The 19,711-nt window shown below is 58.4% G+C and carries 16 protein-coding genes and 1 tRNA gene (1 of these 17 running past the window's edge); 3 read left to right on the plus strand and 14 right to left on the minus strand.

Annotated elements, in window-relative coordinates:
• Together R2940_09595 and R2940_09600 are read left to right on the plus strand one after the other, a co-directional pair.
• Positions 1-319, plus strand: partial view of a reverse transcriptase domain-containing protein gene (locus R2940_09595; protein MEZ4600023.1) — the 3' end only. 341 nt of this gene lie to the left of the window's left edge; 319 of the gene's 660 nt are visible here — the last part of the coding sequence; its start codon lies off the left edge, out of view; it ends in the stop codon at positions 317-319.
• Positions 295-687, plus strand: a complete 393-nt coding sequence (locus R2940_09600) for a group II intron maturase-specific domain-containing protein (GenBank protein ID MEZ4600024.1) — start codon at positions 295-297, stop codon at positions 685-687. Before R2940_09595 ends, R2940_09600 begins: the two co-directional genes overlap by 25 nt.
• Positions 688-1,036: 349 nt before the next feature.
• Here the strand turns inward: R2940_09600 and R2940_09605 are convergent.
• Positions 1,037-1,112: transfer RNA gene (locus R2940_09605), tRNA-Thr, on the minus strand.
• 284 nt (positions 1,113-1,396) lie between these two features.
• Between R2940_09605 and R2940_09610 the strand changes: the two genes are divergently transcribed.
• The gene (locus R2940_09610) at positions 1,397-3,673 is read left to right on the plus strand and encodes an EAL domain-containing protein (protein MEZ4600025.1); all 2,277 of its coding nucleotides are present in this window, start codon (positions 1,397-1,399) and stop codon (positions 3,671-3,673) included.
• 93 nt (positions 3,674-3,766) lie between these two features.
• On the opposite strand, the gene hcp is transcribed toward R2940_09610, so the two are convergent.
• The 13 genes from hcp to cooS form a co-directional block, all read right to left on the minus strand.
• On the minus strand, positions 3,767-5,437 hold the full coding sequence (gene hcp / locus R2940_09615; protein ID MEZ4600026.1) for a hydroxylamine reductase: 1,671 nt from the start codon (positions 5,435-5,437) through the stop codon (positions 3,767-3,769).
• Positions 5,438-5,626: 189 nt separating this feature from the next.
• Positions 5,627-6,349 carry an N-formylglutamate amidohydrolase gene (locus tag R2940_09620; protein ID MEZ4600027.1) on the minus strand — a complete coding sequence of 241 codons (723 nt, stop codon included), beginning with the start codon at positions 6,347-6,349 and terminating at the stop codon, positions 5,627-5,629.
• 308 nt (positions 6,350-6,657) lie between these two features.
• Entirely contained in the window at positions 6,658-7,776 is a 1,119-nt protein-coding gene (locus R2940_09625; GenBank protein MEZ4600028.1) for an LbtU family siderophore porin, read from the minus strand.
• A 25-nt stretch (positions 7,777-7,801) separates the two neighbouring features.
• Complete coding sequence (locus tag R2940_09630; protein ID MEZ4600029.1) at positions 7,802-7,954, minus strand: FeoB-associated Cys-rich membrane protein; 153 nt, start codon at positions 7,952-7,954, stop codon at positions 7,802-7,804.
• A 6-nt stretch (positions 7,955-7,960) separates the two neighbouring features.
• Positions 7,961-10,123, minus strand: coding sequence for a ferrous iron transport protein B (gene feoB, locus R2940_09635; protein ID MEZ4600030.1), 2,163 nt, complete (start codon positions 10,121-10,123; stop codon positions 7,961-7,963).
• 2 nt (positions 10,124-10,125) lie between these two features.
• Positions 10,126-10,362 carry a FeoA family protein gene (locus tag R2940_09640; GenBank protein MEZ4600031.1) on the minus strand — a complete coding sequence of 79 codons (237 nt, stop codon included), beginning with the start codon at positions 10,360-10,362 and terminating at the stop codon, positions 10,126-10,128.
• A 254-nt stretch (positions 10,363-10,616) separates the two neighbouring features.
• On the minus strand, positions 10,617-13,103 hold the full coding sequence (locus tag R2940_09645) for a heavy metal translocating P-type ATPase (GenBank protein MEZ4600032.1): 2,487 nt from the start codon (positions 13,101-13,103) through the stop codon (positions 10,617-10,619).
• A 57-nt stretch (positions 13,104-13,160) separates the two neighbouring features.
• On the minus strand, positions 13,161-13,574 hold the full coding sequence (locus tag R2940_09650; protein ID MEZ4600033.1) for a MarR family transcriptional regulator: 414 nt from the start codon (positions 13,572-13,574) through the stop codon (positions 13,161-13,163).
• A 1-nt stretch (position 13,575) separates the two neighbouring features.
• Positions 13,576-14,544, minus strand: a complete 969-nt coding sequence (gene dmeF / locus R2940_09655; protein MEZ4600034.1) for a CDF family Co(II)/Ni(II) efflux transporter DmeF — start codon at positions 14,542-14,544, stop codon at positions 13,576-13,578.
• Between the two features lie 211 nt (positions 14,545-14,755).
• The gene (locus R2940_09660; GenBank protein ID MEZ4600035.1) at positions 14,756-15,652 is read right to left on the minus strand and encodes a M28 family peptidase; all 897 of its coding nucleotides are present in this window, start codon (positions 15,650-15,652) and stop codon (positions 14,756-14,758) included.
• 350 nt (positions 15,653-16,002) lie between these two features.
• Positions 16,003-17,244, minus strand: coding sequence for an FAD-dependent oxidoreductase (locus R2940_09665; protein MEZ4600036.1), 1,242 nt, complete (start codon positions 17,242-17,244; stop codon positions 16,003-16,005).
• The gene (locus R2940_09670; protein MEZ4600037.1) at positions 17,241-17,747 is read right to left on the minus strand and encodes a 4Fe-4S dicluster domain-containing protein; all 507 of its coding nucleotides are present in this window, start codon (positions 17,745-17,747) and stop codon (positions 17,241-17,243) included. Before R2940_09670 ends, R2940_09665 begins: the two co-directional genes overlap by 4 nt.
• Positions 17,744-19,636, minus strand: a complete 1,893-nt coding sequence (cooS, locus tag R2940_09675) for an anaerobic carbon-monoxide dehydrogenase catalytic subunit (protein ID MEZ4600038.1) — start codon at positions 19,634-19,636, stop codon at positions 17,744-17,746. The genes R2940_09670 and cooS overlap by 4 nt, the downstream gene beginning before the upstream one ends.
• Between the last annotated feature and the right edge of the window lie 75 nt (positions 19,637-19,711).

The raw sequence follows: 19,711 nt of genomic DNA on the forward strand, positions 1-19,711 counted from the left end.
CAGTCCCCAAGGCGGGGTCATCAGCCCCTTCATCGCCAACGTCTACCTCGATGCCTTCGACCAGTTCATGAAGAGTCGGGGGTATCGAATCGTCCGCTATGCGGACGATATTCTGATCCTCACCCGCTCGAAAAGCGCGGCACACCATGCCCTCAAGGTGGCAAGAGAATACCTGGAAAGGAGCTTCGCCTTACCGTCAATGAACAAAAAAGTCGCATCGTCTCCAGCTTCGAGGGCGTCAGCTATCTTGGCGTCACGATCCACACCAAGTACACCCGGATCAAGCGAGAGAAGGTGCGCGAGTTCAAGGACAAGGTGAAGAAAATCACCCAGCGCAACTCGCCAGTCAACCTGGCCAAGGTCATTGCCGACCTGAATCCGGTGATACGCGGGTTTGCCAACTACTTCCGAGTGGCCAACTGCCGCAAAGAGTTTGGAGCGCTGATGCAGTGGATCAGAAGGCGCCTGCGAGCCAAGCAGTTGAGACAGTGGAAAAAGCCCCAAAGGCTGCACCGCAGATTGAGACAGCTTGGCTATCAGGGGGAGTTCAAGGCAATAAAGATGAACTCTTGGTGCAATGCCGCCAGCAATCTGGCTAACTACGCCATTCCCAACAGCTATTTAAGGGAATTGGGTCTTTTTGAGATGGCTTCGGTACAAACCGGATACCTGCCTCAGGACTACTGAGAGAAAGAAAAGACAGGAGCCGTGTACGAGGCCCGTACGCACGGTTCTGTGAGAGGGATGAGGCGAACCTGATCAGTTCGCCTCACCCTACTCGATTTGGTTATGTCTTAAGCACAAAAAAAAGACGCGCCGTCAGGAGGGAAAGTCCGGCGCGCCAAGGCGATTTATGAGCAGGATCCTGTATCGCTATCAAAATAATACCATAAGAGTTATAAATTGACAACTCCCAGCCCGGTCCTCTAACCCGCCAACTCCGGTTCGGAGACAGGACAAGGATTGCCGTAATAGACTCACTTTGACCAAAGAGAAAGGGCACCTAGAAATTGCTTCTAAGTGCCCGTATTTTTTCTGGAGCCACCCATGGGACTTGAACCCACGACCTACTGATTACGAATCAGTTGCTCTACCAGCTGAGCTAGGGTGGCAAAAGCATTTGAAGTCCATCTATTTAGCTCAAAACCGAGAGGATGTCAATCTCTTTACTGGATAGGCAGTCGCTTGTTTTTGCCCTTGGCAAAAGGTATCCAATTTGCAGACTGAGTCGGAGAACCCGTTCGGCTGTTGCTGATGTCATTGCAGGTTTCCTTTGCCATGGAGAACCCTCTTGAGTCTTCGCCTTCGGACCCTCCTCGTTATTGCAGCTACCTTGGCAGCTCTGTTCACAGCTCTCTATTCTGCTTCCTCGACGATTCTTGTTAAGGGATTTTCTATGCTCGAACAGCAGGAGGTTCAACGGCAAATTGCTCGTGGGCGAAAGGCTATAGACATCTTGACGGGGGAAATACTCAAACATGTGGTCGACTGGGCCTCGTGGGATGATAGCTATTCCTTTATGGAAAATGGAAACCGGGAATATATCCGTTCCAATTGTTCCTCCAGCACCTTTTCCAACCTCGATTTCGATCTTTTTCTCTATTTTCGCACTGACGGATCTCTTTTTGCCGGTTTTGCCCTTGACGACAAGGGCGAGGTAGTCACCCCGTCAGCGGATCTTGTTTCCCAAATCCAGAAGGACCCCAGATTGGGCTCGGTCCCGGAAGATTGGTCTCCCGTAAACGGCGTCGTTCTAGTCAAAGGGCAACCTTTACTCGTGGCCGCGGCCCCCATTCTGACCAGTGAAGGGGAAGGCCCGGTTCGCGGAATTCTGCTTATGGGGCGCTATCTTTCTTCTTCCCGATTATGGGAGGCTGCTGCTTCCGCAAATTTATCTATGTCCTTGGTTTCTTCACAGGACAAACCTTCGTCCCTTAGCTTCGAGCAGTCGGAGGTGATCCGGGTGGAGGATGTTGATAATATTTCCGGATATTTCCTGCTGCTTGACGGTTTGGGTCGAGAAGTCGCCACCATTCGTGTTCCTGTCGATCGCTGGATTTTTCGGCAGGGAAGGGTCAGCCAGAAATATCTACTGCTGAACCTGCTGGTTTCGGGAATCGTGGTTGTAGTGGCGATGCTTTTGCTTGTAAACCGCCTTGTTCTCGCCAGACTGGCCAGGATGAACAACTGCGTCCTGCAGATACGTAATTCCGGGGATCTGAATCTCCGCTTGCCCGTCAAGGGCGAAGATGAACTGGAGAACCTGGCTGTCTCCATCAATGAGACCTTGGATTCATTGCGGGATACCCAGGAAACTTTGCGTTATGATGCTCTTCACGACCCTCTGACCCGACTTGCCAATCGCTCCCTGCTTTTCAAATGTATTTCAGAAAACTTGGAACAAGTCCGGCAAGGTGCGGACTGGACATTTGCCGTTCTCCTTATCGATATCGACCATTTCAAACTGATCAATGACAGTTTCGGTCATATTGCAGGGGACGAACTTCTGGTTATGGCGGCCAATCGGCTCGGCCTTTATTTCCGGAAAGAGGATATGCTTGCCCGTTTGGGTGGGGACGAATTCGCCGTTCTGCTCCATCGGCTTGCCGATGCCAATGAGGCCGTGGATCTTGCCAAAGGGCTACTGAATCATTTGAAGGAACCTATGGTTTGGGAAGGGCATCGACTGTTTTTATCCGCAAGTATCGGCATCGCGATGGGGCTTGAACGCTATTCCGAACCGGAACAGTTGCTGCGGGATGCCGATACTGCCATGTATCAGGTCAAACAGGGCGGTAGAAACGGTTTCGCACTTTTCAACGCTTGCATGCACGAAAGGGTCGTTGAGCGCCTGACCCTGCACAACCATCTGCGAGGGGCGGGACGGCGCGGAGAGCTCCTGGTCTACTATCAGCCCTTGTTTGAATTGGCTACAGGAAGGATTCACGGTTTTGAAGCCCTGGTGAGATGGAATCATCCTGATTTGGGTTTATTGACTCCGGATCGTTTTATCCCCCTTGCCGAAAGTGGGGGTTTCATGGGGGAGATCGACACCTGGGTGTTCGAAGAGGTCTGCCATCGGTTGGCCCGGTGGCAGGATCAGTTCGGTATCGGACAATCCCTGGTTGTTTCCGTCAATCTGTCCTGCGTGCACGGTCAATTGCTTGACGTCATCCCGGCACTTTGTCAAATTCTTGCCCGCACCGGCATTCCTGGACGCTGCCTGGGGCTCGAAATTACCGAAAGTGCTCTTTCCGTTGCCAAAAAGGATTTGATTTGCCGGCTCGACGAACTTCGAAAGCTAGGGGTGCAGTTGTATCTGGACGATTTCGGCACGGGCTATTCCTCTTTGAGCCGCCTCTATCACATGCCCGTCGACCTGTTGAAGATCGACCGAACCTTCATCACTGAACTTGATTCAGGCAAAGGGGAAATCGTTAATGCCATTATCAGGATGGCCCATGGGCTGGGTCTGAAGGTGGTCGCAGAGGGGATCGAGTTCGAAAACCAGGCGACCCATCTGTTGCAGTGCGGCTGTGATTATGGCCAGGGTTTTCTTTATTCCCGGCCTCTGACTGAAGAGAATGCCACCCGATTGCTCGGCAATTTGAGTGGCAAGAAGATTGAATGGGGAGCGACTGACCGGGGCGAGGAAGCTTATTTGATGTCGTAAGAAGTGACAGGATTTGCGGCAGGCCGATTCGGCAAAGAAAAGGCATGGCATCTTATCGAAGCCACGCCTTTTCTTTCACTCACTCATCATTGATCAGCCGAGGATCGCTTTAAGATCCTCTTCCGGAGTGCTGATCGGGGCGAGGTTGAAGTTCTCGACCAGGAAGTTCAGCACGTTGGGGGTGACGAAGGCCGGCAGGCTCGGGCCGATCTTGATGTTCTGGATCCCCAGGTGCAGCAGGGTCAGCAGGATCACCACCGCCTTCTGCTCGTACCAGGAGAGGATCAGGCTCAGCGGCAAATCATTGACCCCGCACTCGAAGGCATTCGCCAGAGCCACCGCGATCTGGATCGCGCTGTAGGCGTCGTTGCATTGGCCCACATCCAGCAGGCGCGGAATGCCGCCGATGTCGCCGAAGTCGAGCTTGTTGAAGCGGTACTTGCCGCAGGCCAGGGTCAGGATCACGCAGTCCTGGGGCACTTTTTCCGCGAACTCGGTGTAGTAGTTGCGGCCCGGCTTGGCGCCGTCGCAGCCGCCGATGAGGAAGAAGTGCTTCACTGCGCCGCCCTTGACCGCTTCGATGACCTTGTCGGCCACGCCGAGCACTGCATTGTGGCCGAAACCGACCAGAATCTCCTTGCCCGGCGCTTCCGGCAGGTCGGGAGAGGCCAGGGCCTTGTCGATCACCGCCGAGAAATCCCAGCCGGTGATGTGCTTGACGCCGGGCCAGGCGGTGCAGCCCCAGGTGAACAGGCGGTCCTTGTAGCTGTCGGCCGGTTTCTGGATGCAGTTGGTGTTGAAGATGATGGCGCCGGGGAAATTGGGCAGTTCCTTGGCCTGATCCTGCCAGGCGCCGCCGTAGTTGCCGGCCAGGTGCTTGTACTTCTTCAGTCCGGGATAGCCGTGGGCCGGCAGCATTTCACTGTGGGTGTAGATGTTGATCCCCTTGCCCTCGGTCTGCTTGAGCAGCTCCTCGAGCATCTTCAGATCGTGGCCGGAGACCAGGATCCCCTTGCCGGCTTTGGTGCCGGTGTTGACCGGGGTCGGCACCGGATGGCCGTAGTTTTCCACGTGACCGGCGTTGAGCAGGCCCATGACGGTCAGGTTGTGCTTGCCGCACTCCATGGCCAGATTGACGTAGTCCATCAGGCCGAGGGTAGGATCGCAGGTGGCGGCCAGAGCGCGATGATAGAAGGCGAAGATTTCGTCATCGGTCTTGCCGAGAATCTGGGCATGCTCGGAGTAGGCCGCCATCCCCTTGAGGCCATAGAGCAGGATCTCGATGGCCGAACGGACATCGGCATCCTGATGCAGGGTGTTGAGACCGTGCTCCTGGCCCTGCTTGACCGGGTCGGCGGCCAGCGTCCAGGCTTTCGGACCGTTCGGGGCATCACCGCCTGCGCCGAAAATGGCCTTGATCTTGTCGAAGAAGGAGTTGCCCTGCTCTTTGCCCCCCGCCTTGAGGAACAGATCCCGGGCCCGGTCCTTCATCTGCGCACACTCTTTGATCAATTGCTTCAGTCTGGCAGGATCGAAATCGACGTTGGTGACGGTGGCGAACAGGGCCTCGAGAACGAAATGATCGATCTGTTTGTCCTTCGCCCCCAGTTTGCGGGCTTCGTTGGCGTAGCAGGCCAGGCCGCGCAGGCCGTAGATCAGCTCATCCTGCAGGGCCGCCACTTCCGGCTGTTTGCCGCAGACTCCGCTTACGGTGCATCCTGTCCCCTTGGCTGCTTGCTCACATTGGTTGCAGAACATGCTCATACTTTCCTCCCTTGGTGATTGTTGTCGTTATGCTCAGCGCTCTTTAAAACGCTTAGTGGTGACCGTTTCTTGAGCACAGACTACGCTTTTTTTTGCCGGGGAAAGTTGATGGTGATCAATTTAGGTGGTTTTTGCGGGAGCTGTTGAGAATATGCGGGAGCATATATTGGAAAAGAACGGGACGCCTGATCAGGCGCGTGTGAATTTGGATTCAAGCAAACGGCGCAGGGTTTGAACCAGTTGTTCCTGCAGTTGTACCCAGGATCCACTTCCCGAGAGGGGATAGCGCTGGTTGATTTCCAGTTCGATGCCCAGGTAATCTTCGGCCGAAAAACGTTTGCGCAGGGCGGTCACCAAGGCATCCGCGTTTCCCTTGTAGGGGTAGTTGCGACGGATTCTGAGGGTCGGATCGATTCGGTACAGTTCCGTTTGCCAGGCCAGGCAGAAGACTTTTTCTTCAGAACGCTTCGGGTCGTAGAGAAGACCGAGGCCGGCGTTGCGAATTTCGCCGGAAAAAACCGGTGTAAAGGAATGAATCGAGAGATGCAGGGCACGACGACCGGAAGCGATGATGCCGGTGGCCATATCCGCAACCGCTCTCCAGTAGGGATCGTGGTAGCGGGCCAAGATATCTTTCTTATCCTCTGGAGAAAGATGACGGGAGATCTCCGAGAACAGGGTCCGGCTGCCCGAGGAGCGATTCAGGTCTATCAGCAGGCGGGTCACATCCGCTGAAATCAGCGGCGTTGCGAATTCGGCGGCGAGGAATTCGGCAAACGGCAAAATGCCGATGTCATAGCCTCGGTGGGTTTGCAGCAAAGGTTCAAACCCGTGGAACAGATGGCGGTATCTTTCGGGGACGCGGTTGCCGCCATGTTCACAACTGATCAGTATCTGCAAATCCTTTGTCACCGATTGCAATTTCCCCTGCTTTCTGTTTTCAAAAATTCCACCCTCGCGCCGAGCCGCTGAACCGGGTCTATCTGGTGACTGACCAGAAAAACATTCAGATTCCGCTGGAATTGTTCCTGTCGATTTTTACAGTGGATCGCTTACGGAATCAAGGGAATGATCCGGCTATTCCGACAGGGTTGCAGTCAATGATTCCTGTCCATTAGCGATCTTTATAAAGGCGACGATATCAAAAACTGTAATTCAGTAAAGAAAAGGGCCGGCATTCAGCCGCCCCTCTTTGGTGGTGCGAGGTTGTGTAGCTGTGATCAGAATTCGAAGGCGAGCTGGGCGGTAACCAGATCCCGCTCGTCGTCGTTCTCGAATTCGCCGTGCAGGTATTCGAGGGCCAGGGTGGTGTTTTCGAACAGGGCGTAGCTGGCCACGGCGCCGTACTGGGAGTCGGGGAGCAGGCCGCCCAGGTCGTCGCCGCCTTCGTATTTGGCTGCCAGGGTCAGGGCGTCGGTCACCGCGCAGCCGATTTCGAAGTTCCAGGTTTTGGGTTCGAGGGCTTCCCCTTCGTCGAAGGCCAGTTCGCCAGCTTCGAACTCATCGAGGGCTCCGAGGTATTCGGCAATCAGAGTCCATCGCTCGTTCAGGGTGGCGGTGAGGAAGGCGTTGATGCCGTCGACCTTGTCCGCAATGCCGTCAACGGCTATTTCATCGGTCAGCACGTCGCTGTCGGCAATGTTGGAGATCCAGGACGCGCCGGCAGCCAGGGCCAGGCCGGGAACGGCTTCCTCAGGCAGAGTGAAGACAGCGCCGGCGACGAAGCTGTCGATATGATCGTCCTTCCCCGCCTCGTCGATGTCGCCATTGAAGACGCCGAAGGAGAGTTCGACCATCTCGTTGGCGTAGCCGATTACGGCCGCCGATTCGCGGGTTTCACCCAGTTCCAGCGTGTTGGGATCGCTGATGAAATGGGTATCGAATTTGCCGAAGGGCACGTACATCTTGCCGGCCTGCAGGTAAAGGGGCAGTACGTCCTCGCCGTCGAGGCGGATGTAGGCTTCGTCCACGTCCAGGGGCTCGGTGTCGTCCTCTTCCCACAGCAGCAGCACATGGCCGCTGACATGCTTGATGAAATCGACGTCGATGCCGAGTTCCACCGTGGCCAGGGTCAGATCGCTGGAGTCTTCGTCCTCGACGGCGGGGTCGTCGAAGTCGATATCCTCATAACCGGCTTCCACTTCGATCAGGCCGGCAATGCTGATCCGGTCGAGCCAGCGGCCCAGGCCGTCCTTTTCCTCCATCTTTTTTTCCAGTATTTCGATTCTCTCCGACAGACCGAGTGTCTTCGACGACTCCACGGCGAGAGACACCCCCGGAACAGCCAGTCCAAGGCTCAAAGCCAGCACTATGACCCACCCTTTGATGGTTTTTTTCATTATTGTCTCCTCTGAAGAATGCATTTCAACTCTTCTCCTTCTGATTTAAAGGGTTATTGCGGCTGCAGCAACCACCGCCGCAGCAATTTTTTTCCGGTGCCCTGAATTTTTTCCACACATGCCGTGTGACGAGCAGGGCTGCAGTCAAAACGATTGCGGTCACCAGTACCGTTTCCATGACAGATTAAGCTCCGAGGAAGAGATTCGATCCGACCTGATAGACCAGGACCGCAAGACCAAAAGCGAGGATGGTATTGAAAATGATGGAAAAAGCTCCCCATTTCCACGAACCCGCTTCTTTCGCGATGCAGACCACCGTGACGAAGCAGGGTGCGTAGAAGATGGTGAAGACGATCAGGGCAAATGCCACCACCGGGTTCCAGTGCGGGCTGTTGGCCAGGGTCCGGGACAGGGAGCCGGTCTCCTCCGGATCGACCTCGCCTAGGGAATAGGCGGTGCCGAGAGTGGACACCACGACTTCCTTGGCGGCGAAACCACCGACCAGGGCGATGTTGGTCCGCCAGTCGAAGCCGGCGAGGCTGCTTACATCCTCCAGGGCGGTGCCTACCCGGCCGGCGATGGAGTGGCGAAGTCCGGCTTCGGCTTCGCGGGCATCGATCAGGGCCAGTTGATCTTCCATATCCCCAGCTGCTGTGGCGGTCACGGCCGCCCGCTGCTGTTCAAAAATCTGCTGCTGGCTTTCCGGCAGGCCGGGGAATGTCATCAGGGCCCACAGCAGAATGGAGATGGCGAGGATGATGGTGCCAGCTTTCTTGACGTATTGCCAGGTCCGTTCCCAGGTGTGGATCAACAGGCCGCGGAAGGTCGGCAGGCGGTAGGGAGGCAGCTCCATGACGAAGGGGGTCGATTCCCCTTTGATGACCGTCATGCGGAGCAGTTTTGCTGACAGCAGGGCACCCGACCAGGCGATCAGGGTGATGATGAGCATGACCCTGGCCTCGTGCTCGGCGAAGAAGGCGCCGACCAGCAGGGCGAAGACCGGCAGCTTGGCGCCGCAGTTCATGAAAGGCGCGGTGAGCAGGGTGGCCAGGCGCTCACGGGGCGATTTGAGGGTGCGGGTGGCCATGACGCCGGGCACCGCGCAGCCGCCGGCGATGCCGCCGGAAACGATGAACGGCATAACCGATGCGCCGTGCAGGCCGAAGCTGCGGAACACCCGGTCAAGCATGAAGGCGACCCGCGCCAGATAGCCGGAGTCTTCCAGAATGGCGATGCCGAAGAACATGAACATGATGATTGGCGCGAAACCGATCACCCCACCGGCCCCGTCGATGATGCCCGAGATGATCAGAGATTTCAGCAGACCGTCGGGAAGGGCAGCATCGGCGACACCGCCGATCCAGCCGAACAGGCTTTCCAGCCAGACGACCGGCAGTTCGCTGTAGGTAAAGGTGAAATGGTAAAGACCCATGATCACCGCGATCATGATCAGCGGACCGGCAAAGCGGTTGGTCAGCACCTGGTCGATGCGATCGGAGAGGAAAAGCCGGTCCTGGTCGATATTGTGGGTGATAATCCCCTGCTTGATCAGCGCCTTGATGTAGCCGTAGCGGTGATCGGCGATAATGGCCTCGGGGCAGGTGGCCAGGGTGCTTTGGGTATGGCGGGCGACCCGGGCCCGGATGGTTTCGAGGCGGGTGAACAGGGCCGGATCCTCTTTCTTGCCGAATTCAAGAATCTGTTCGTCGTTTTCCAAAAACTTCAGGGCCAGCCAGCGGGCCGGATAGACGGCATTCGGCATCGATCTGCCGATGTCTTCGGCCATTTCGTCGAGGGCGTGGTCGATGTCCTCGCCATAGGAAATGATGAGGGGCGCCTTCAATTTGCCCCGCTTGATCAGGTCGGTAGTGGCCTGCATCAGCTCCTTTTTGCCCTGGCCGCTGCGGGCCACGGTCGGCACTACCGGCACGCCCATCAATTCGGAGAGTTTCGTGCCGTCGATGGCGATTCCCCGTTTTTGGGCGGCATCCACCATGTTCAGGGCAATGACCACGGGCATACCCAGTTCCATGAACTGGACGGTCAGGTAAAGGTTGCGCTCCAGGTTGGCCGCGTCGATGATATTTACGACGGCTGCGGGCTTCTCCTGCACCAGGAAGTCCCTTGCGACCATTTCCTCAAGGGAGTAGGCGGTCAGGGAATACATGCCGGGCAGGTCGATGAGATGGAAGGTCTCGCCGTTTTCGATATATTGACCCTCTTTCCGCTCCACCGTGACACCGGGGTAATTGCCGACGTGCTGCCGCGCACCTGTCAGGGCGTTGAAAAGAGTAGTTTTACCGGAGTTCGGGTTGCCTGCCAGGGCAATAGTGATGTTCGCACTCATGGTCAGTCCTCCACGGCCACGTCAATGTAGTCGGCTTCGTTGTTGCGCAGGGTCAGGGTAAAGCCCATGATCCTGATCGCCACCGGATCGTAGAGAGGTGCCCGTCCCTGGATCCGGATTTCAGTTCCCGGAACCAGCCCCATGTCCCGAATCCGCTTGCCGAGCTCGCCACCCGCCCGCACGGCCGCAATGACCCCCTTCTGATTCTCCTTCATCTGACGCATGCTGAGTTTTAACATCTCTGTCTCCCCGAAAAAGAAAATGGTCTTTTCCCTGACCGGTCAGGAACGACCATCCAGGTAGGCTGGATCATGAAACTGAATTCGGTTTTCAAAAATAGAGAAAATGATCGACTCGGTCAAGGCAAAAATGAAAACGGAAATCATTTTTTATTAGGGGGGCAGGGCTGCGATGGCTGCTAATCAAGCGGGTGGCTTGGCAATCCGAAAAACAAAAAAGGTGTTCTGTGAAACTGTAGCAAAAAATGCTTATCTTACCTGGAGGATAATTCTGTACGAAAGCGTTTGAGGCGCAGGGAGTTGGCGACCACGGAGACGGAACTGAAGGCCATCGCCATGGCGGCGAAAACCGGCTTGAGCTGCAGGCCGAAAAAGGGATAGAGGACGCCGGCGGCGATGGGGATGCCCAGGATGTTGTAGATGAAGGCCCAGAAGAGGTTCTGTTTGATGGTGCGCATGGTCCTCCGGCTGAGCCCGATGGCGGTGACCAGAGAGCGCAGATCGTCCTGCACCAGGGTGATGTCGGACGCCTCGAGGGCTATATCGGTGCCGGCGCCGATGGCGATCCCGATATCCGCCTGGGCCAGAGCCGGCGCGTCGTTGATGCCGTCGCCCACCATGGCGACGATGCGGCCCTGCTCCTGAAGACGCTTGATCTCGTCGGCCTTGCCGCCGGGCAGAACCTCCGCCACCACCCGGTCGATGCCGGCCTGGCGGCCGATGGTTTCCGCCGTGCGTCGCTGGTCACCGGTCAGCATGACCACTTCAAGGCCGATGTTTTTCAGCGCGGCCACGGCTTCCACCGAGTGCTCCTTGAGGGTGTCGGTCAGGGCTGCGAGGCCGATCAGGCGGCCGTTTTCGGCGATGAACAGAACGGTCTTGCCTGCTTCCAGCAGCTGCCGGGCTTCCTGCTCCAGTTCTTCGATGGCGATGCCCCGTTCGGCCATCAGTCGGGCGTTGCCGAGCAGCACCGCGGATCCCTGCAGTTCCGCCTCCACACCGAAACCGGACAGAGCCTGAAAACGCTCGGGCAGGTTCAGCTTCAGTCCCCAGGATTCGGCCATCTGCACCAGGGCTTCCCCCAACGGGTGTTCGGACGCCTTTTCCACCGACCCGGCCAGTTTCAGCAGGGCGTCCTCCTGTACCCCCTTGCAGGTGACAAGATCGGTCACCCGGGGTTTGCCCCGGGTCAGGGTGCCGGTCTTGTCGAACACCACGGTGGTCAGGCGGTGGGCCTGCTCCAGGCTGCCGGCGTCCTTGATCAGGATACCCAGTTCGGCACCCTTGCCGGTACCGACCATGATGGCGGTGGGTGTGGCAAGACCCAGGCTGCAGGGGCAGGCCACGATCAGGACCGACATGAAGCTGAGCATGGCCGGAATGAAGGCCGGTTCCGGGCCGAAAGCGTACCAGGCGGCGAAGGTTACCACTGCGATGGCGATGACCACCCTGACGAAGACGGAGGCCACCTTGTCGGCCAGCCGCTGCACCGGCGCCTTCGAGCCCTGGGCCTTCTCCACCATCTGGACGATCTGGGCCAGGACGGTCTGCGCGCCCACGTTCCCCGCCAGCAGAGTGATGTATCCGGTCTTGTTGACAGTGGCGCCGATGACCTCGTCGCCGGGACCTTTTTCCACCGGCAGCGGTTCGCCGGTCAGCATCGATTCGTCCACGCTGGAAGCGCCGTCGGTGACGACCCCGTCCACCGGAATCTTTTCCCCCGGACGAACCACCACTCTGTCCCCTTTGACGACGAGATCGATCGGCACATCCAGTTCCTCGCCCTCCCGGATGACCCGGGCCGTTTTGGCGGCCAGTCCCATCAGTTTGCGGATGGCGTCCGAAGTCCGGGATCGGGCCCGGGCTTCCAGAAGCCGTCCGAGCAGGATGAGGGCGGTGATCATGACCGCGCTGTCAAAATAAACCTCCCTCTCGCCGCCGGGGCTGGCAAAGACGCCGGGCAAAAACGTAACCGCGGTCGAGTAGAGCCAGGCGGAAAAGGTGCCGATGGCGATCAGGGTGTTCATGTCGGCGGTGCCGTGGCGAAGGGAGGTCCAGGCGCCGACATAGAATCGCCTTCCGGAAACGGCCAGCACCAGGGTTGTCAGTGCGAAGAGAACGACCAGGAGGGGCTGATGGGGGATTCCCCGCAACCAGGAAAACATGTGCGGCATGGACCCGGCCATGATGACGGCCGACAGGACCGCGGCGAGGATGAATTCAGCGGTCAGCCGGCGCATCTCCCTGCGGCGGGCCTCCTGTTCCCGGTCGGTGGAGAGTTCCTCGCGGATGCCGAGCCAGGCGTATCCCGCTCCCTCCAGGGCCGCGCGGAACTGCTCGGGATTCGTTGCGCCCTGGTCGAAGCGTACGATTGCGGTGCCGGCAGCGAAATTGACCTCTGCCTGACGAACTCCAGGCAGATTTCCAAGGAGCCCTTCCACCCGGCGGACGCAGGCTGCGCAATTCATGCCTCCGACGGCCAGGACAATCTCCCGCTCGCCGGCGGGAAGGTCCTTGGCGATTTCGCCGACCTTGAAACCGAGTTCCTGCACCTTGCCGCGGATCTCCTCAAGCGAAATTTTCGTGCTGTCAAAGATGACAGAGGCCTTTTCGGAGGCGAAGTTGACCGCGGCTTCCTCGACCCCCTCCAGTTCCCTGATGGCGTTTTCAACCCGGCGCACACAGGCGGCGCAGTGCATGCCGCCGATGGTGAAAATGGCGGAATCATTCGAACGACTCACAGGTTTCACCTTTGTTCCTTTCGAGGCAATTACAGTCCTCTGTCTCTCCGGAGGAATTCAAAACTGTCGCATCATCTTTTCCAGAACCTGGCCGAATAAGGTTAGTTCAGCCTTGGACAGAGCGGAAGAGATTTCTTCGGTAAGTTTGAGGTGATACTGATGGTGCAAGGCGAAATGTTCCCGCCCGGCTTCTGTGAGCACCACCCGATAGGAGCGGCGGTCGCTTTCATGGGGTTTTCGCTCCAGGAGCCCCTTGCGTTCGAGCCTGTCGACAGTGACGGTCAGGGTCCCGGTCGTCACACCCAGTTTTTCCGCCAGTTCCTTCATCCGCAGCGACTCTTCATGGCCGATGATTTCAATCGCATGCATCTGCCCGGGAGTCAGGTCGCTGCCCCGCACCACCTCGTGTTCCCAGTTGGACAGTTTTTCGTAGAATTCGACAATCTGTCGCGCCAGCTTTTTGACTTCCATATCATCCCGCCTGTTCAACAGTAATGCAGGGTTTGTCCTCGCAGTTGATGACCTCGAAAGTGACGTGCTTGAGTTTTTCGAATCCCGCCAGAAGCTTCCGGTACTCGTCGGTGGGGCGGGGATGGTGGGTGACAAGGGTGATGATGGCCGCCATATGATGGGGGTCGATCTTCCAGACGTGCAGGTCGGTGATCCGGTTGTCCGCCTCCGCTTCAATGGCCTGGCGGATCTTGTTACGCAGACCGGAAGGGACACTGGCATCGAGCAGGATCGCGCCGCTCTCTTTGAGCAGGCTCCAGGACCAGCGGGTGATTACCAGTGCCCCCACAATCCCCATCGTCGGATCCAGCGCCCACCAGCCGAACATTTTGCCGAACAGCAAGGCGACTATGGCCAGCACCGAAGTCAGGGCATCGGCCAGGACGTGGAAGTAGGCGGCCTTGAGGTTGTGGTCTTCATGATGGTCGTGAGGTTCGTCTTCATGGTCATGATCGTGACTGTGGTGATGATGGCCGTGGTTACCGTGAAGCAGGAAGGCACAGACGACATTGACCACCAGACCGCCTGCGGCGACCAGCATCGATTGGCCGTAATGGATGTCCACTGGAGCAAAAAACCGGCTGACCGATTCTATCGCCATGATCAGGGCCACCACGGCCAGAGCGACGGCACTGGCAAACCCCCCCAGGACATTGATCTTTCCGGTTCCGAAGGAGAAGGCAGGATTATTGACATTTTTGCGAGAGTAACGATAGGCAAACAGGGTGATCATGAAAGCCGCCACGTGGGTCCCCATATGCCAGCCGTCGGCGAGCAGGGCCATCGAGCCGAACACCAGACCGGCCACGATCTCGATGACCATGGTGAAGGCCGTCAGGCCCATCACTTTCTGAGTGTTTTTCTCATTTTCTTCGCGGTGTTCAAAGAAATTGTGGCCGTGCCGCCACTCTTCCAGTTTATGGATGTGCATGATTTTCAATCCTTGGAGACGCTATCTATTTATAACAGTATCCCGATTCGACGGGGGCGAATGCAGCTCAAAATGCCGCAACTCTGGTTGGATTGTCAAGTAATTTGAAAATCAAGCTATTTGAATGGCAATACAGGTCGGACGTTGGACACGGCCAAGCGGGCCGAATGGACCAGGGGGATGGAAAAATCGTACCCGCGGGGAAGGCGGATCAATCTCCGGTCAGCTTCAGGATGAGACCTGCCGTGGCCCGGCAGACGGCGGTGGCGAAATCGAGGTTGAGGGTGTCCAGGGTGTCGCCGGGGGTGTGGTAATGGGGATTGCGGAAATTAGTGGTGTCGGTCAGCATGATGGCCGGATAGCCGCCGTCCCAGAAGGGTGCATGGTCGGAGCGGCGGGTATCGGGAACGACCTCGCCGTTGCCGGGTACGATGAGGGGCAGTTTCGGCAGATCCGGTTGATGGCGGTCCGCTGCCTGCAGAAAAGACTGGACCAGCCCGGCGGACAGGGTATTGCCAATCACGGCAATGAAATCACCGGTCTCCGGCACCTCGAGGGGCAAACCTTTGGGAGCGGTCTGGACTGCCTGCGGACCGGCATAGGCGACCGACTCGAGGACGATGACACCGTTGATAAGCCAGCCCTGGTCGGCGGCATGCTTTGCCAAGGCACTGCTGCCCCGCAAACCACTGCCGGTGGGAGGGTCGAGCCGCTCGTTTTCTTCGAGGTTCACGGCTGCAAACTGAAGGGTGAGAGCCGGGCCGGAATTGTGCAGGACCCGGGCCAGTTCCAGCAGCACGGCGACGCCGCTGGCGTTGTCGTCGGCTCCCGGCGATACGGCCACCGTGTCGTAGTGAGCGACCACCAGCAGCCGTTTTTCCGGCTGTTCGCTTCCCGGCAAAGTGGCGAGCAGGTTGCGGTATTCCTCTCCGTTGTCGAAAAAAGGCTGTCGCTCGACGTCGTACCCGTAACCTCGCAGGCATGTCTCAATATAGAGGGCGGCCTGTTCAAGGTTGTCAGGGGCGGCCTGCGGATGGCGGACTCCTTCGAGATGGGCGATATGATCTTTGATGCGGGCGGTGGATATTTCGGCGAGCAACTCTTCCATGGTCGGACGGGTTCCTGTTTTATCGCATGACAATGTAAAGAGACAGAGCCAGACCAGAATTAAGATCTTCAATTTCGACCCCGAAACCACTTGCATTGGTTTGAACAAGCCCTGCAAGCATAGCAAACAGGACTTTGGTCCGCAATCAAATCAACTCGTTGTCAGTGAAGCGGCAGCGGAACGGTTGTCGTTGTCGTAATCGTAATCGGAATTGGCGACCCAAATTACGACTACGACAACGATTACGACAACGACAACGAAATACAACCGCTAAGGCCAACCTCTTGAATGGTGCAAGCAGGGTCCGGCAGAAAAATCTGCCGGGCCCTGTTTCCTGTTCTATCCAGATGTCAACCAACCTCCGCCAGCAGGTAATCGGGAGCCGCCTGAGGAGCCAGATCCCCCAGCTTCCGGCGCTTGATGACCGCATCGCCGTACAGGCCGGCCTGACTGACATCGCCCCAGAGGATGGCGGCTTTCAAAATTAGCCGGTCGTCGGTAAAGCAGACCTTGCCGCAGAGCCGCCCGCGGCTGTCGGTATACTGGTAGACATCCTTTTGCCAGGCTGGATCGGGATTGAATATGGCCCCGACCGATACGAAGCTGGTGCCGAACAGGGTGACCGAGGCTCGCAGACCGGTATGGTCCTGCAGTGAGGCTTCCCCGCCCGCCATATTGGTTCCTGCCACCCGGCCCTGCTTGCGCGCCGCCGGCCAGATGGCGCTCCCCATGACCCGGTCAAGGGTGGTATCCCGGCATTCGGTGACATCGCCGGCGGCGAAGATATCGGGGAGGCTGGTGCGGCAGTGTTCGTCGATGACGATGCCGCGGTTGCAGTCGGCGCCCAGAGCGGCCAGCAATTCGGTATTGGGACGGACCCCGGCGGCGGCGACGATCAGGTCGGCCGGCAGGCGGTTGCCCGATTTCAGATGAACCGCCACCACCTGGCCGTCGGCGGAGCGTTCCACCCGGGTCACGCCGTCGCCGCAGTACATCGCCACCCCGTTCTGTTCCATCAGGCGGCGCAGCAGCCCGCCGGCGACGCTTTCCAGCTGCAGAGGCAGAGGGTAGGGGGCCATCTCCACCAGGCTGACCGATGGATGGCCGACCAGTTTCAGGGCCTCGGCCAGTTCGCTGCCCACCAGTCCCCCGCCGATGATGACGATATGCTTTTTCTCCCGGAAGATTTCGCCCAACTGCTCGGCATCGGCCAAATCGCGCAGGCCGTAGACGCCCGGGCCCTGCATCCCGTCCACCGGCGGCAGGGCGCTGCGGGAGCCGGTGGTGTACAGCAGCCGGTCGTAGGAAATCTTTCGGCCGTCGTCGCAGTGAACCTGTTTTCCCAGGGCATCGATCCCGGTCACGCTGATTCCGAGCTGGAGGTCCACCCGGTATCTGCCCGCCCAGTTTTCCGGCAGGAAATCGGCCTGTTCCGCGGTTCGTTTTCCGGCCGCGACCAGATGCAGCTGACAGCGGGAATAGAAGCGGGTGTCCCGGCTGATCATGATGATTTCGCCCTGCGGATCCTGGCGGCGGATCGCCTCCGCCCCGGCGGTCCCCGCGGCGCTGTTGCCGATGATCAGGTATTTCATAACCGTCCCTCCTTCCCGTTGTCAGGCTGGCTGATGTATTCGACAATATCCCCCGGCAGGTCGTCTTCGGAAACCGACAGACAGTGGGTTCGGCAGGCCGCCACACAGGCCATCTCCTCTCGCGAAGCGCAGGCGTCGCATTTGAGCATGACCCGTTGACCGCCGGCGGCGGGGCGGGCGACGCCGTTGGGACAGCTCATCACGCACATGTAGCAACCGACGCAGATATCGGCATCGCAGACCACGTAGCCGTCCTCCCCCTTGCTCAGGGCGCCGCTCATGCAGGCCTGCACGCACTGGGGATCCTCGCAGTGGCGGCAGTGCTGGGGAAAGAACCGCCCGTCGTCTGTCTGGGCCACACGGGTGCGGGAGCGCACGGCGGCGGCCCCTCCATCCCGGTAGGCTTGCTGCAGGTTTTCATCAGGACTGTGAGCGACAATGCAGGCAATTTCACAGTTTCTGCAGCCGCTGCACTTCGACAGATCGATGGTTTTTTTTCTCATGCCGCCACCCCCAGAGCCTGGAGTTTTCCGGTGATGATTTCCACCATCATTTCAGCGGTCTTGACCGGGTCGGGCTCAATGAACAGCCGGCCGCCGGTAATGTTCGGCAGGTCTTCCGTCAGCAGTTTGGTGACGATGGGCGAACCGGCCACCGGAGGGCACTGGGCAAGGTGCAGGGTCAAACCCATGGCCAGGCCGAAGGCGCCATCCGCCAATGCCTGTTCCTCCAGCCACTGGGGGGCGCTGATGACCACCGGCAGTTCCGGCATGGAGATGTTCATGGTTTCGGCCAGTGCCTTGGCCACCATTTCGACGCGGGCAATGCTGAGACAGGGACCGAAGTTGAGCACCGGGGAAATGCCGAGGGATTCGCATACCGCCCTGAGGCCGGGACCGGCCTGGGAGGCGGCGCTTGGCGAGCAGAGGCCGACATTGGACAGTCCTCCGGTAGTGCAACCGGCCGAGAGAACCAGAATGTCCCGTTTGATGAGCTCACGGGCCAGGGAGACAGTGGTTATGTCGTGGCCTCCCTCGGCCAGGTTGGAGCAGCCCAGAATGCCTGCTACCCCCTTGATTCGGCCGCTGGTGATCAGGTCGATGATGGGCTGGACCGAACCGCCGAGAAACTTCACCAGCGATTTTTCACTGATACCGGTGATAACGTCGCTGAACCCGTGGTCCGGAATGTCGATCACGATACCGGCGTTGACCGTGAAGCGACGCCGCCTGTGCTGGTCCGCGGCCATTCGGACCAGTTTTTCCGCCAGTTCCAGTTCCTTGCCCCTTTCATCCTTGAGCAGTTCGGCAGTGGTCTGTTTCGACACATCATCCAGGCAGACCAGTTTGATGTCCTGCTTTTCCGCAATCGCTTCAGTACCCGAAAAAGTACAGTTGAATTCACTGATGGCCATGTCGATGGCGCCGGTGGCAAACAGAGCTTCCTGTGTGAAGTTGTTGCCGGCCTGACCGGCAAAAACGGATGTTCCGCTGGCAGCGGCACGCAGCTGCATATCCTGACCTACGCAGGTCAGGCCGACCACCCGGACTCCTTTGGCACCGACTTCTCTGCCGATGGCCTGGCCGGCTTCCGTCTCCAGAAAGGCGATCAAACCGGCAAAGACCGAATGGCTGTGTCCCTGAACGGCGATATTGACATAGTCCGGATCGGCGACGGAGAAACCGCAGGCGGCCGTCCGGATTTCCGGTTCGCCCATGATCACGTCGTTCATCAGGTTGGTCATGGCCAGGCCGTAGAGTCCGGTGCTGATGCCGAGATTGAGCACGTGCAGCATCTGATCGACGGGATCGGTATTGAGATTGGTGCTGGTCTTCACGAGGGCGTCGAAGACTTCGGCCTTGGCGCCGCCGGGGAGAATGCCCAACTCCTGCCAGGTGTCCAGGCGCTCCTGGGGGGCCAGGAACCGGACCAGTTCCATCTTTTCGTCACGAGGTTTGTACAGGTCGGCAAGCACCTTGTCGGCCACCAGCCTGGCCTTTTCTTCCGTGGTGTCCGCCTCGACGCCGAATAACTCGGCCAGTTCGTCCAGTGACTTCCTGGAACGGATCGGCAGGGGTGAGATGCCTTCGCCGATCGCCTTGAGGCGACGTGCCGTGGCTTCACACACATGCAGGTAACAGGCTGAGCCGGCCGCCACGGTGCGCAGGAAATTGCGCGCGACGATGGCATCGGCGGTTGCCCCGCAGACCCCTTTGGGCGAATCGGGTGTGATGCGGCAGGGACCGTTGGAACAGAGCCGGCAACAGACGCCGAGTTTGCCGAAGCCGCATTTCACTTTCTGTTCGGCAAAGCGGTCGAAGGCGGTGTTGATGTCGGTTCGGCTGTTGAGGTAATCGGTCAGACGGGTGTCGGCGGAAATTGAACGAGCCATGGGTTGGGTCCTCCTGGTGATGGGGTTGTCACTCGATATCTGAATTATGACCAAAACGGTAATGACGACAAAATA

The sequence above is a fragment of the Syntrophotaleaceae bacterium genome (assembly GCA_041390365.1).
Classification (GTDB): domain Bacteria; phylum Desulfobacterota; class Desulfuromonadia; order Desulfuromonadales; family Syntrophotaleaceae; genus JAWKQB01.